The sequence below is a fragment of the Aquisediminimonas profunda genome (assembly GCF_019443285.1).
Taxonomy (GTDB): Bacteria; Pseudomonadota; Alphaproteobacteria; order Sphingomonadales; family Sphingomonadaceae; genus Aquisediminimonas; species Aquisediminimonas profunda.
In genome coordinates, this window is the sequence record NZ_CP080327.1 from 3,189,961 (window position 1) to 3,203,759 (window position 13,799).

At 55.1% G+C, this 13,799-nt stretch carries 14 protein-coding genes; 7 read left to right on the top strand and 7 right to left on the bottom strand.

Annotated features, from left to right (window positions below):
* The first annotated feature begins 9 nt into the window (after window positions 1-9).
* From K0O24_RS15680 to K0O24_RS15700, 5 genes are all read left to right on the top strand, one after another.
* The gene (locus K0O24_RS15680) at window positions 10-780 is read left to right on the top strand and encodes an SDR family NAD(P)-dependent oxidoreductase (RefSeq protein WP_219893624.1); all 771 of its coding nucleotides are present in this window, start codon (window positions 10-12) and stop codon (window positions 778-780) included.
* A 5-nt stretch (window positions 781-785) separates the two neighbouring features.
* The gene (locus K0O24_RS15685) at window positions 786-1,541 is read left to right on the top strand and encodes a ThuA domain-containing protein (protein WP_219893625.1); all 756 of its coding nucleotides are present in this window, start codon (window positions 786-788) and stop codon (window positions 1,539-1,541) included.
* Between the two features lie 3 nt (window positions 1,542-1,544).
* The gene (locus K0O24_RS15690; RefSeq protein ID WP_219893626.1) at window positions 1,545-2,753 is read left to right on the top strand and encodes an acyl-CoA dehydrogenase family protein; all 1,209 of its coding nucleotides are present in this window, start codon (window positions 1,545-1,547) and stop codon (window positions 2,751-2,753) included.
* 23 nt (window positions 2,754-2,776) lie between these two features.
* Window positions 2,777-3,676, top strand: a complete 900-nt coding sequence (locus K0O24_RS15695; protein WP_219893627.1) for an SDR family oxidoreductase — start codon at window positions 2,777-2,779, stop codon at window positions 3,674-3,676.
* A gap of 128 nt (window positions 3,677-3,804) precedes the next feature.
* On the top strand, window positions 3,805-4,611 hold the full coding sequence (locus K0O24_RS15700) for a helix-turn-helix transcriptional regulator (protein WP_219893628.1): 807 nt from the start codon (window positions 3,805-3,807) through the stop codon (window positions 4,609-4,611).
* 8 nt (window positions 4,612-4,619) lie between these two features.
* Here the strand turns inward: K0O24_RS15700 and K0O24_RS15705 are convergent, their stop codons facing one another.
* A complete protein-coding gene (locus K0O24_RS15705) occupies window positions 4,620-5,153 on the bottom strand; it encodes a VOC family protein (RefSeq protein WP_219893629.1) in 534 nt (177 codons plus the stop codon).
* Between the two features lie 100 nt (window positions 5,154-5,253).
* Here K0O24_RS15705 and K0O24_RS15710 point away from each other — a divergent pair, with 100 nt between their 5' ends.
* Both K0O24_RS15710 and K0O24_RS15715 read left to right on the top strand, forming a co-directional pair.
* Window positions 5,254-6,672 (top strand): aromatic ring-hydroxylating oxygenase subunit alpha, encoded by a 1,419-nt coding sequence (locus K0O24_RS15710; protein WP_219893630.1) that lies wholly within the window; start codon window positions 5,254-5,256, stop codon window positions 6,670-6,672.
* Window positions 6,673-6,690: 18 nt separating this feature from the next.
* Window positions 6,691-7,608 (top strand): SDR family oxidoreductase, encoded by a 918-nt coding sequence (locus tag K0O24_RS15715; protein WP_219893631.1) that lies wholly within the window; start codon window positions 6,691-6,693, stop codon window positions 7,606-7,608.
* A 33-nt stretch (window positions 7,609-7,641) separates the two neighbouring features.
* Here K0O24_RS15715 and K0O24_RS15720 read toward each other — a convergent pair whose 3' ends face one another.
* The 6 genes from K0O24_RS15720 to K0O24_RS15745 all read right to left on the bottom strand — a co-directional run bounded on the left by K0O24_RS15720 (window position 7,642) and on the right by K0O24_RS15745 (window position 13,754).
* Entirely contained in the window at window positions 7,642-7,872 is a 231-nt protein-coding gene (locus tag K0O24_RS15720) for a biotin/lipoyl-containing protein (RefSeq protein WP_219893632.1), read from the bottom strand.
* Window positions 7,873-7,875: 3 nt separating this feature from the next.
* Window positions 7,876-8,862, bottom strand: a complete 987-nt coding sequence (locus tag K0O24_RS15725; protein ID WP_219893633.1) for an alpha-ketoacid dehydrogenase subunit beta — start codon at window positions 8,860-8,862, stop codon at window positions 7,876-7,878.
* Entirely contained in the window at window positions 8,862-9,833 is a 972-nt protein-coding gene (locus K0O24_RS15730) for a thiamine pyrophosphate-dependent dehydrogenase E1 component subunit alpha (protein WP_219893634.1), read from the bottom strand. Before K0O24_RS15730 ends, K0O24_RS15725 begins: the two co-directional genes overlap by 1 nt.
* 35 nt (window positions 9,834-9,868) lie before the next feature.
* Window positions 9,869-10,633, bottom strand: coding sequence for an SDR family NAD(P)-dependent oxidoreductase (locus K0O24_RS15735; RefSeq protein WP_219893635.1), 765 nt, complete (start codon window positions 10,631-10,633; stop codon window positions 9,869-9,871).
* A 360-nt stretch (window positions 10,634-10,993) separates the two neighbouring features.
* On the bottom strand, window positions 10,994-12,154 hold the full coding sequence (locus tag K0O24_RS15740; protein WP_219893636.1) for a hypothetical protein: 1,161 nt from the start codon (window positions 12,152-12,154) through the stop codon (window positions 10,994-10,996).
* A complete protein-coding gene (locus K0O24_RS15745; RefSeq protein ID WP_219893637.1) occupies window positions 12,120-13,754 on the bottom strand; it encodes an MBOAT family O-acyltransferase in 1,635 nt (544 codons plus the stop codon). Before K0O24_RS15745 ends, K0O24_RS15740 begins: the two co-directional genes overlap by 35 nt.
* Window positions 13,755-13,799 lie beyond the last annotated feature (45 nt).

Sequence of the window (13,799 nt, forward strand, 5' to 3'; positions counted from 1 at the left end):
GAGTCTGAAATGGGATGCGTCGAGGGTAAGGTTGCGCTGATTTCGGGCGGTGCGGAGGGCATTGGGGCAGCAGCTGCCACAATGATCATTGCCGAAGGCGGAAGCGTGATGCTGGCAGATGTACAGATCGAAAAGGCCAAAGCCCTCGCCGCGAAGCTGGGGGCCAAGGCTGCCGCCGTGTCACTCGATGTCCGCGACCTCTCCCAGTGGCAAAATGCGGTCAAGGCTTGTGTCGACCGGTTTGGCAAGCTCAATATCCTTTTCAACGTCGCAGGCATCTCCGAACCTGGCAATGTCGTGGATGTCGATCTGGATAGCTGGCAGCGCACAATTGACATCAATCTGACCGGAACCTTCTACGGCTGCAGGGCAGCACTTCCTGCTATGGAAGCAACGGGAGAGCCCGGTGCAATCGTCAATATCGGATCGATGCAAGCGATCCGACCCGGCGCGACTTTTGCGGCCTATGGTGCTTCAAAAGCAGGTGTTCAGGCTTTGACGCGTACGATTGCCCTGGACTGCGCGGCGCGCGGTCTGCCCATCCGGGCCAATTTGGTTCATCCCGGCGCCATTCGCACGGCCATGTATGACCGATACAAATTTTCCGGTCAGGCCGACCCCGACATGATCGAAACTCAATTTGCGGCTGCGCACCCCATGAACCGGATCGGCGAGGCCGAAGAAGTCGCCCGCGCAATGGTCTTCCTCGCCAGCGATCAGGCAAGTTTCACGACCGGCTGCGACTTCACGGTCGATGGCGGCGGATCCATAAGGTCTTGAATGTCATGAGCCATACACCTCCAAAACGTATCGACGCCCATTTCGTGGCCGCTGGAAAATATCATGACATTGATTATGCCCGGCTTGAATTGCTGAAGCTGCTCGCGGAACATCCCTATGTCCGCACGACCGTTGCCTGCGACTATGGCGACATAGACAGGATCAAGCAGTGCCGCTTTCTCGTCAGCTACACCTGCGATCTTATGCCAACCAAGGAAGAGGCCACTGCCATCCGCAGCTGGCTGGAAACCGGCGGAAAATGGCTTGCTTTGCACGGCACCAATTCGATTCTTGTGTTCACGGAAAGCGGTCTGGTCGACGCGCCGAACGACAGGCCAGACGTCATGGAAATGCTTGGCACCCAATTCAAGGCGCATCCGCCGATTGGTCCCTTCCGAGTGGAAGTCGTCAATCGCGACCATGAATTGACACGCGGGATTGACGATTTTGATGTCGTCGACGAACTCTATTTGTCTCATACAACCGCGCCCATAGACACTCTCATGCAGACACATTTCGAGGGTGATGCGACGGGATTCGTTGATGGGAAATGGGGCGCGACTTCTGTCCCGATTCTTTACACTCGTGATATCGGCAAAGGCCGGATCGTCTACAACGCCCTCGGACATTGCCGCGGGCACTACGACCTGCCGGGAATGGCCGATTTCTATCCGCACCCTGAGCGGTGCGCCTGGAACTACGATGTCTATTATGACCTGTTGCGGCGCGGCATTGAGTGGGCATTGCGTGAAGGGGATTAACTGATGGACATGCAATTCTCCTCCGAAGATCTTGCATTCCGCGAGGAAGTTCGGACTTTTCTTGCAGAGTCGCTGCCTGAGCGGCTGCGCGACGGAGCCCGCCGTTCTCCCGGGGTTTTCGTCGAGCCTGACATTGGCCTCGAATGGCACCGCATTCTCTATGAAAAGGGATGGGTCGCCTATCATTGGCCGAAGGAAGATGGCGGAACAGGCTGGACCCCCACCCAGAAATTCATATTCGAGAAGGAGTGTGCGCTTGCCGGCGCTCCTGCCCTGTCAATTCTCGGGCTGCGTCTGGTCGGCCCTGTAATCTGCGCCTTTGGCACCCCAGAACAAAAGGCTCGTTTCCTGCCGGGCATATTGTCCGGAACTGTCTATTGGTGTCAGGGATATTCGGAGCCCGGCAGTGGCTCTGACCTGGCTTCCCTGTCGACGGGCGCACGCCTTGATGGCGACGAATATGTTATCAACGGGTCCAAGATCTGGACGACACATGCACACCATGCCGATTGGATATTTGCGCTGGTCCGGACCAATACCGAGGTCAAGAAGCAACAGGGAATCACGTTCCTGCTGGTCCCCATGGACCAGCCGGGCGTTGAAGTTGCTCCGATCATATCAATGTCGGGTGACCATGAAGTCAATCAGGTCTTTTTCACCGACGCCCGCACAGCTGCGAACAATCGGATTGGCGAAGAAGGCCAGGGATGGACGATTGCCAAGTTCCTTCTTGAAAACGAACGTGGCGGCTCCTGTTTCGCGCCCCGGCTTCTTCAGAATATTGCCGAACTCGAGGAGTTGGCGAAATCGCAGCCATCGGGCGTCAACGGAGCCATTGCGCACGATCCGCGCTTCCGGGACCGTCTTGCCCGGGTAAAATTGCAGGCTGAAGCGTTGGAAGTGACCGAACTGCGCATCCTCGCGGAACTGGCAAAGGGCCGCCAACCGGGGCCACAGACTTCTTTGACCAAACTCCTCGGTTCCAATCTCGGCCAGGCAGTCGATACGTTGCGCATTGAGCTTCTGGGCTATGATGCAATGCAATTGCCTCTTGAGCGGCCGCTCTATGGCAATCAGGCCCCTGAACCCATCGGCAGCGAACGCGCACAAACAACAATGGCGCGCTTCCTCAATAATCGTGCCGCAACGATTTTCGGCGGATCCGACGAAACTCAGAAGAACATCATCGCAAAGTCCGTGCTTGGTCTTTGAGTCCATTCAAGAAAGTCACTGACATGGATACAGGGAAATTGATGTTCCGAGAGGGACTGCTCGGCGACCGGCGCATTCTGATCACCGGTGGCGGGACAGGCCTTGGGCGTGAAATGGCGGAGGCCTTCGTCAAACTGGGCGCAACAGTTCATATTTGTGGCCGACGACTCAACAAGCTGGAAGAAACCGCCGACGAGTTGATGACGGCGCACGGTGGCAAGGTCGTCCCTCACGCTTGTGACATCCGGGATGCCGATGCAATCAAGGTGATGGTCGATGCCATCTGGGCCGAAGGCGGCGCACTTGATGGCGTTGTGAACAACGCAGCCGGCAACTTTATAAGCCGAACGGAAGATCTGTCGGTCAATGGATTCAACGCCATTGCCGATATTGTATTTCGTGGCACATTTTACCTCACGCTCGAAGTCGGCAAGCGCCAGATCGCAGAAGCAAAGCCCTGTAGCTTCCTCTCGATCCTGACAACATGGGTCTGGAACGGATCGGCCTTTGTTGTCCCTTCGGCAATGTCGAAGTCGGCCATCAACACGATGACGCAAAGCCTTGCGGTCGAATGGGGCCGTTATGGCATGCGATTCAATGCAATCGCGCCAGGGCTGTTTCCAACCAAGGGCATGAGTGCACGTCTTTCACCAGAAGGGCGCGGTGGCAATTCGAACAATCAGCTCAATCCGATGGGGCGCCATGGTGAGATGCACGAGCTCGCAAATCTCGCGGTGTTCCTGATGGGACCCGGGGCAGAATATGTAAACGGCCAGACCATTGCGATCGATGGCGCAGGCTACCAGGCAACAGGCGGCACCTTCTGGCCTGCGTTGCACAGCCTTGGCGACGAAGATTGGGATCGTTTGCGGGCAATGATCAAAGGCACAAACGAGAAGGACAAGGCTGATCGTTCTGCCTGAGCTTTCACGGCCAATCCCTTAACCTCCCCATGCGCTCGTGCATTTCGGGCGCGATTTTGCTAGTATCGATTCGTCAGGGGCTCAAATAGCTTAGGATGAGGGGAGTTGTCGTGAAGGACCGAGCCAAAATGGGTAACGTTGTTGAATTGCGCACGCCGCAAGGGCGCGAGTCTCTTGGCCAGTTGCTCGAACTTGTTACCGTGAAAAGCCCTGAAGACATCCATGACGCGGCAGTCGTCATGGCCCGTGTCGCGCAAGAGCGCGGCCTCCAGGTCGCAATGTGCAGTGACATTTCCTCAAAGGAACCGATGGTCGATGCCGAAGGCACGATCCTGAATGCAGATATCTTCCGTTGGCTGTCCGATGGTGCCCGTTGGTGGGAAGATCATCGGCTTGCCCTCCATTCTCCCTTGCCGCGCGCCTGCCGTTATGAAAGCGAACCCTTTTGGGTCAATCGGCACGGTTTCCATGGCCTTTGGCGCAACAATTATCTGAATGAAATTGACCTTAGGGAATTTGAACGGCGCTCGCTTTGCAAGGCTGCCATCGTCGTGCCGGTCCACCTGCCCTTTGGCCAGATATCCGCGAACAGCTTCATCAGCATGGACCGAGACAAGGAAGACCTGTCCGAGGAGTTCGCCGAGCACGGAGCCATGCTCGCTCAACTCACACGCCGGTTTATCGCGGGATATGTCCAGGCAATCCGGGCAAAGCGTCGAATCCCGTCGGACTGTGTCCTTTCAAAGCGCGAGGTGGAGTGTCTTCGCTGGGCGGCCATTGGCAAGACCGACAAGGAAATCAGCATGATCCTCGATCGGAGCCATGCCACGATCCGCTACCATGTCCATCGCGCTGGGGAAAAGCTTGACTCGGTCAATCGCGCACAGACAATTTTCAAGGCGGCACAGCTCGGATATTTGGGCGCCAGCGACTGACCTCGCCCTTAGCCGAGCTTTCTTATCGGGTCGTTGCCGTCCCAGTTTTGGGCTGCCTGCTTGATCATGCCAAAAACTTCCGCCGTGCCGGGCTGAGGTTGAAGCATTTCCACCAATGTTCCCGGCCCGCCACCGGGATCGGCGTAAATCACGTGCCCGGTATCACCGACGCGGCCTTCGACGAGCACTTTGGCGCCATGTCTCGCACAGGCATCATAAGCCTCCGAAATATCATCCAAAAGCAGGCAGGTATGGTGCAGGCGGTCGCGGACGGCATATTCGCCGCAGTAGATTGAGGGTGCATCATTCTCGGGACGGATCAACTCGATCTGGGTGTCCCCCCAATAGGACAGCGCAAGGCTGAAGACAGCGTCGGTTGGCTTGCCCATATATCGCATGTCATTGAGCTGTATGTTTTCCATCAGGAAAAATGGTCCCACGCCCATGACTTCTGTCCAGTAGCGGACTGCAGCATCGAAATCGGGTGGCAGCCAGGCAAGCTGCATTACAGGTCCCAGCCGTGACAAACCGCGTGCTTTCATTTCCTCACTCCTCACAGTTACGCTAGGATGCGTTGACGATAAAATGTGGCATTTTTGGATCGTGGCAAACTAGGCAATTGGACAGTGAGGTTTCAGTCCCATGAATGAAGTCAAGAAAATCACGCCTGCAGATCGCTGTCCGGCAATGAGCTACACTGAAATGCTCGAAGCCGACACGCGCAGGGTTCCGGACTATCTGTTCGAGGAATCGAACATCGAGATGCCAAACGATCCAATTGCGATTGAGCCATACATCAGCGCCGACTTTGCAACACTCGAGCAAGAGCGGATGTGGCCGAATGTCTGGCTCTTTGCTGCGCGCGAGGACGAGCTGCCCGATCCGGGCGACACAGTCGTTTTCGAAATCAATGACAAGTCGTTTCTGCTCGTACGGCAGCGGGATGGCAGCGTGAGGGCATTTTACAACGTTTGCCTTCATCGCGCCCGCAAGCTGCGCACCAAATCAGGTCCGTCAACGCAATTGCGCTGCAACTTTCACGGATTCACCTGGAACAACGACGGGTCGCTCAAGGAAATTCCCTGCGCCTGGGATTTCAAGCACCTTGAAGGCAAGGATATGAGCCTGCCCGAAGTTCGCGTCAATGTATGGCAGGGCTTCGTCATGATCACGGAAAATGACAAGATTGCCGATTTCAAGGACTGGGTCGGGCCGGTCCTAGACCAGTACGAGAATTACGATTTCGAGAATCGCTACACTGGCATGTGGGTCGCGAAGAAGGTGGCTGCAAACTGGAAGGCAACGGCCGAAGCCTTCATGGAAGCATGGCATTCGGTTACGACCCACCCTCAACTTCTGCCATTCCTCGGCGATGCAAATACGCGGTATGATCTTTACGGCGACTTCTTCAATCGTGCGATCACGCCTTCCGGTGTCTTGAGCCCGCATATGTCGGGCAAGGACCAGCAATATGTGCTCGACAAGATGGCAGAGTTTTCTGGCGGAAGCGATGCAAAGACCAATCGTCGCTTCACAGCGAGCGGTGAGAAGGTAGAGCTTGACCCCAATGATCCGTTGCAGGCGCGCAAGCTGCTTGCCGAAGCCAGTCGTGCGGGCTTCACCGCCCAATATGGCTATGACTATTCAGACAAGTCAGACGCCGAGATTCTCGACAACTTCACCTACAATATCTTCCCCAATTTTTCGCCCTGGATTGGATACCTTCCGACACTCGTTTATCGTTGGCTGCCCGGCGATACTCCAGACTGGTGCATTATGGAAATACGCCTGTTGATGCCGACACCCAAGGGGCAGAAGCGTCCGCGCGCAGTGGAACGGGTCTACATTCCAGATGATCAGCCTTTCGCGTGGGCCAAGGAATATATGGGCGAAGCGCTCGCCGGTGTTTTCGATCAAGACCTTGCCAATTTGCCTCACGTGCAGACTGGAATGAAGGCATCTGGGAATGGTGTGATGGAACTCGGCGCTTATCAGGATAGCCGCGTGCGCCATTTCCAGACCACTTTGATGAAGTATATCAACGGCGAATTGCCCGCCTGAGCGCTCAAGGGGGCGGAAATGCCAATTACAAAAGTCATCGTGTTCGGCGCTTCCGCCGACCAGGGAATCCCGCTTGTCAACGCGCTGCAGAGACGCGGCTTCGACGTTTGCGCCGGCGCACGGCGCGCAAACGCGATGGATGCCACACCCTTTCCCGATTTGCGGGTCGTGCAATGCGATATCAATGACAGCGACAGCCTGAAGCGCGCCTTCGAAGGCCAGGATGCCCTTGCGATGCACCTGCCGTTCGAATTTGACCGTGCGCGGGCCGCCGCGTTTGGCAAGAGCATCGCAGACGGCGCGCGCGGTTCGGGCCTGAAGAAGATTGTCTTCAACACAAGCTGCTTCGTTGCCGACCATGACCTTGATCTGACCGCCCATGACGGCCGTAGGGACATAGAGCGATCCCTCGAAGAGACAGGTATTCCCTGCGTGTTCATCGAACCCACAGTCTTCATGAACAATATCATCCGGGTGTGGACCAAGCCATTGATCGTCAATCGCGGCATATTTGCCTATCCGGCCAAACCTTCGCTTCGGATAAGCTGGATCGCGCTTGAAGACGTTGGCGAATATATGGCGGCAGCCCTTGAAACCAGCAAGGCCGATGGCCTGCATGTCCCCGTGGGCGGACCCGAGGCTCTTATTGGCGATGAAGTCGCAGAACTCATTTCCCGGGAAGTTGGGAAGCCCGTCAGGTTCTTAAGCCTCGACCCGGATGACTTTGCAGGCAACATGAGCGAACTGGTCACAGGCTCTCGCGAGATTTTGCCCGGCACACCTTATGCGGGAATGGCGAAATTCTACCGTTTCTACAATTCCCAGGCCGAGAGCCCCTTGGTTGTAGACCCTGCGGAGACGAGCAAGCTCCTCGACGTCATACCAATGCCGATGCGCGAATGGCTAAAGCGTTGGGATTGGTCGAAGCCGACCTAGGATATCCAATCGGCATGCGCCCATTTCAGGCGCCTACTCAATCATACCGATCAGATCGCCGACCTGATAGACTTCACCCTCGACACCGGTCGGGCGAATAATGCCACTGGCTTGGGCCTCGATTTCCGTGGTGCTCTTGTCGGTTTCAACAGTATAAATGACCTGCCCGGCCTCGACAGCTTCACCGTCGCCAAACATCCACTCCAGCAATGTCATTTCGGTGGCGCTCATGCCCAGTTTAGGAATTCGGATTTCAGAGGACATTGATCAACCTCGTCCCATGCTTGCCTTGATCTGATCCACGATCTGCTGCTTGTTCGGGATCCAGGCCTGCTCCAGAACGGAAGCGAACGGCACAGGCGAAAAGGTCCCCCCGATACGCCGAACAGGTCCTTTCAGTGAATCCCAACATTTTTCCTGGATATTGGCTGCGATCTCGGCGCCCGTGCCAAAGGGCCTTACTGCTTCATGCAATGTGAGTGCCCGCCCGGTCTTTCTCACGGATGCCAGGACAGTCTCCTCGTCATAAGGCGCGATGGAACGCAGATCGATGACTTCCACCGAGATGCCTTCATTCGCGAGCTCCGAGGCAACCGCCAACGCATCAAGCACCGTTCGGCCATAGGTAATGACAGAGATATCGCTGCCCTCGCGCGCAACAGCAGCCTTGCCCAGCGGAACGCGATAGCCTGGCCCGGGATCTTGCGACTTGAGACCGTAGCAAAGGATATTCTCGATAAAGATGACGGGATCATTGCAATCGATGCTTGCCCGCATGAGGCCTTGAGCATCAGCCGCATTGGAAGGCGTGACAACATGCAGCCCAGCCACATGTGCAAACCACGCCTCGAGCATATCCGAATGCTGACCACCAAAGCCGACCCCAACGCCTGTCGTGGTGCGGATCACCAACGGAACATTGGTCTGGCCGCCTGACATGAAACGCAATTTTGCGGCGTGATTGACGATCTGGTCCATGCACACACCGACGAAGTTCATGAGCATGATTTCCGCAATGGGGCGCTGACCGGCGAGTGCGGCACCAACCGCTGCACCAACGATCGCGGTTTCGGAAATTGGTGTCGCCCTGATGCGGTGCTCGCCATATTTCTCGGTCAGGCCAGCCGTCACCTTGAAAACGCCCCCGCCCTGCTTGGCACCGACGTCTTCACCAAGACAGAAAACGCCGCTGTCTTCGGCCATCGCTTCGTCAATGGCACGGTTGAGCGCTTGAGCCATCGTGATCTCACCCATCAGGCCGGCACCTTCTCGAAAACGTCAATCTGGAGTTCTTCCGGCCCGGGCGGATCGGCAGCCAGTGCCTTTGCCACAGCCTCGTCAATCTCTGCATCAATACCGGCGACAATGGCATCGAGTTCTACTTCTGTGAACTGGTGCTCGAGCATGACGGCGCGAAGCTTTGGCAACGGGTCTTCGCGTTGCATTTCCGCAAGATGTTCCTTTGGCATGTAGGAGAAATCGGCACCGAAGAAATGCCCCATCATGCGATAGCACATTGCCTCAATCAGGGTCGGCCCCTCCCCGGCTCTCGCGCGATCAACTGCATCCTTGGCCGCATGGTACATGGCAAAGACGTCATTGCCATCCACTCTGACGCCCTTCATCCCATAGCCCGCAGCTCGTCCGTAAATGGATTCGCTCTGCGTATGGTCTGCAAAGGCCGTATGCTCGCCATAGCGGTTGTTCTGACACAGGAAGACAACCGGAAGCTTGTAAAGCTGCGCCATGTTGAGGGCTTCGTGAAAGGCTCCGATGTTGGCCGCGCCGTCGCCAAAGCTCACCATTGTAACCTTGCCATCGCCTGTATTCTGGCTGGCCATCGCAAGTCCATTTGCAATGGGCAGGCCGGACCCGACAACCCCTGTAGTGACCATGATTCCCTTTTCAGGGTGTGTGATGTGCATCGTGCCACCTTTGCCCTTGCAGGTGCCTGTCACCTTGCCGAGGCATTCGGCCCACCATTTTTCGGCTGGTATGCCCTTCGCGGTCTGCTCGCCCTGGCCGCGATATGTGCATACGACATAGTCTTCGTCTCTAAGAGCTGTCATCGCGGCGGCAGAGACAAGCTCCTGCCCGCGCACACAATAATACATGACGGCAACCTTGCCTTGCATCAGCAAGGAACGGAACTTTTCATCCGTCCGGTTGACCTTCATCGTGCGCGTGTAGATGTCGAGCAACGTGTCTCGATCAATATCTGCCATGATCCTGCCTCTTGCCTTGTGCGACCGACAGCGCGTCAGAACTGGACGCGCTGGGTGAAGCCTCCGTCGATGACGATGTTGGCACCTGTCATATATGGGCATGCAGGGCTTGCGACAAACACGACGGCCTTTGCAACTTCATCCGGCTCGCCAAATCGTCCGGTCGGCATCTTTGCGAGCGTGCCGTCATAGAGCGCCGGCATGACCTTGCGGATCATTTCCCAATTTCCGCCTTCATAATAAATGGCGCCCGGCGACACTGTGTTGACCCTGATACCCTGCGCTGCAAGCGCCTGGCTCAATTGACTGCCATAGGTGATGAGCGCGGCTTTGAGGGCGTTGAACGGTTGTGGTGCAATAAAGGTTTCCAAAGCAGCCGTTGAAGACATGAAAACAATCGACCCGGTGCTGGAATCAGCCAGTGCAGGCGTCAGGACTTCAACCGCAAGGGCGGCGCCCATAATGTCCATATCAAGCCCAGCCTGCCAGTCACCCGTTCCGCCCGTGCCTGACGAACTCGCCATGTGAACGAAAATGTCGCATCCGCCGAGTTCATCTGCAGCCTTTGCGAGCCAGGCCTTATATCCCTCGTGATTTCCGGCCATGTCGAGAACTTCGGCAAAAACCTTGCCGTTGCCGGCCTTTGCAATCGCATCACGCGCGGCGTCGATCTTATCCTGCTTGCGCGAGAAGAAGGCCACATCAGCGCCTTCCGCTGCAAAATGCTTGAGCGACGCGAGGCCAAGGCCATGCGCACCGCCGTTCATGATCACTTTTTTCCCTTTGAGCCCCAAGTCCATGTCTTACTCCTCACCGGCCAGAAATTATCAGAGGAAAACTAGTCCACACACTCCGCGCCGTTAACCCGCAAATGTAACAGGAGCGGAAATGGTTGTGCCAAATGCTTCAACTAGGGCTGATGCAACATTGGCTCGAATGTAATCCCCGTCAGCGGGCAACAACAGGGCAATCCATCTTTGGCAACTTATCGAGCCGATGAATGAATACCCTCGGACATTGCCGCGTCTTGAGAACATTGCAATGGGCCGCGATGGCGACCTCCGAACTCTGCATTTCACTCCATCCCGGGGCAGAAGGATAATAGAATTGCTCAACGCAAAAGCTGAACGCACCTTCGGTGTGATTTCAGGCCCAACTATTTAATTTGAAGGTGTTGCCGATTGTGCTGCTGGATCACCGGTATCAATGATGCGCGCAAGTTCGCGCGCAAGTCTTTTATCATTCTCAGGAGTGAAATGGCTGTCTGGAAGATAATTATGCGGGTTGTCAGGTGCCACGAATTGCGCAGAGTTTAGAAAGGGAATCCGATTTTTGTATAGAGTGGAACTAACGGCTTGAAACATTTGATCTTGGTAGCCAAGATTGTTTATTACGTAGATGACCGGCAGCAACCCCTCCCGTCTCGCATCTGCCGCAAACTGACGAATGATGGCATTTGCCACGCGAATGGCTTCACTTTCGAAGTCAATCCTGCCATCTCTCAGTACAGCCTTGCGTGTCTCATGCTCTCGTTTTTGCGCATATGCGCGACGCAGCAGCCGAACAACGGTTGAATTGTCGAGTACTGTATCTTCAACCAAAAAGGCATCGTAAAAGGTGTCATTCTTGGCAAATGCCGCCCTAACAGTGGCCCATTTCTCTGGGCTGGAAAATGCTCGAACATATGCTTCAAAGCTTTCGAAAGGTGGCTTCGTCACATGCAAGGCACCGTCTGGCCCGACACTATAGCGGTCTGCGGTATAGGGCATCGCAAAACTGGTATTCCAGGTGACGGGCCCCATTGTGGTTATCATGGGAAGTGTAGTGGACATGATAGCCAGGACCACAGCTTTGCCCTTCTTGCGGCCCACGTCCCGACGGAAGGCGCCGTAAGCCCAGTTCGTGGTCGCACCCGGCGCACCCACACTTCGAACAGAATATTTGTTGCTTTCTGCCTGCACAGCATCTGCCAGCAAGACGGCATGCGACATGCCATAGACCGTAATGACTTCGCCGTTGGCCTTGACGGGCCTTTCAACGACTTCAAGCGGGTCATACCAGCCTGACAAGGTGATTGGAGCGGTTTCGTTACGGTTGACGCGGGTGGCTCGCTTCAAACGTCCTTCCATCGAACGCCCATAATCAAAGAAAAGAGCCAATTTTCCGGGATTGAGTTCGCGAGGATTTTTTGGATATGGGAATGCGACCCCCACGAGAACGTCGAGGAAAATCAAGCAAATCAAGCTCCAGTAGAAGACCTTCCAGGCCTTGCGGCGAGAGGGCAAATCAGAACTGGAAGTAGATGAACTGGGCAGGCTCATTGCTCATTCCCATAAATATCAAGAACATCATTGCTGCAATAAACAGACCAATCGCTGGAGCAGGCCACCGCTGATAGTAACGCGGACTGCCATTACCTGCATTGTACTGCGCAATTTCAAATCCGCCGAGCAGCAGGATTCCGAGCAGTGCCGAAAGCGCCGGCACTCGCGGCCCAATCGTGAAGTTGCCCAAATCAGCAAAAATTATCCTCGTGAATTCGGAAACCTGATGGAAGGACCGGGCGCGAAACAAAAGCCAACCATAAAGGGTTACAAAACCGAAGCTGACAATCTTCACGGTGCTTATGATACGGCCTTGCAAAAGGTTTGCTTCGCCCCTGACCGAGACCAACACCCTGTGAATGCTCAATATGCTTCCGTGATAGAACCCCCAGAGCACATAATTCCATGCTGCTCCGTGCCAAAGCCCGCCAAGCAGCATGGTCAGCATCAGGTTGCGACAGGTAAACGCTAAACTTCCGCGGCTCCCGCCAAGCGGCTTATAAAGGTAATCACCCAGCCACGTTGAGAGACTAATGTGCCATCTCTGCCAAAAGTCACGCGGGCTTTTTGCAAAATAGGGCTGCCGAAAATTGACCATCAGCTCCACACCAAGCAATCGTGCTGTTCCGCGGGCAATGTCCGAGTATCCGGAAAAGTCGGCATAAATCTGCACTGCGAAAAGTACCGTGGCTAACACCACGTCAGCCCAGCTGACGTTGCCCGAACTATTGTAAACCTGGTCCACAAAGGGCGCGACCCCGTCTGCGATGGCAACCTTCTTGAACAATCCAAGGACAATCAGGAAAAGCCCTCTGGTTGTAACGAGGAAGTCGATTGGCCGCGGCCTCGACAATTGAGGGATCAAATTACGGGCCCGCTCGATGGGACCGGCTACGAGCTGCGGAAAAAATGACACAAAAAGAGCAAAGTCGAGAAACTTGTCGGTCGGTCGAATTTCCCGACGATAAATATCAATCGTGTAGCTAAGGGATTGAAAAGTATAAAATGAAATCCCCACGGGGAGTACTATATTAAAATGCCCTGGTGAAACGTTGATTCCGACAGATTGCAAAGATTCAACCAGGCTTTCGGCAAAGAAATTAAAATATTTGTATACTGCCAGAATCCCCAGCTGGATTGTCAAACTTATCAGGACACAAATCTTGCGACGAATTCTCTCATCCATTGGCAACACGATTTTGTAGATAAAAAATCCGGCCAAAAAAAGTGCTGGTCCCCCAATCAATATCCAGGTCATCTGGGGCGAAATTACAGAATGGGTAGGAATTTGACCGACCAACGCGTGCATAACGGCGGAAAAGTCCAACCCGACGAGCAATAACGCCGCAACGAAGACAAAGGTCGCCGGAAACAAGGCTTGCCAACGCGTCAGCTTACCCCGGTCGAGCAGAAGGCCGACCCAAAAGTCTACCGTTGTGGAAAAGATCATCAGGGCAAGGAAGCGCCAGTCCCACCAACCATAAAAAATGTAACCGGCCACCAACAGCATGCGATTCTGCGCACGGAACGGCAGAACTCGATACAAACCATAGACAACAAGCAGGAATGTTAGAAATTCGAATGAATTGAACAGCAAAGGCGCGCCCCCAACCTAGCCTGCGAGTCAATGCCACTCCTCCAA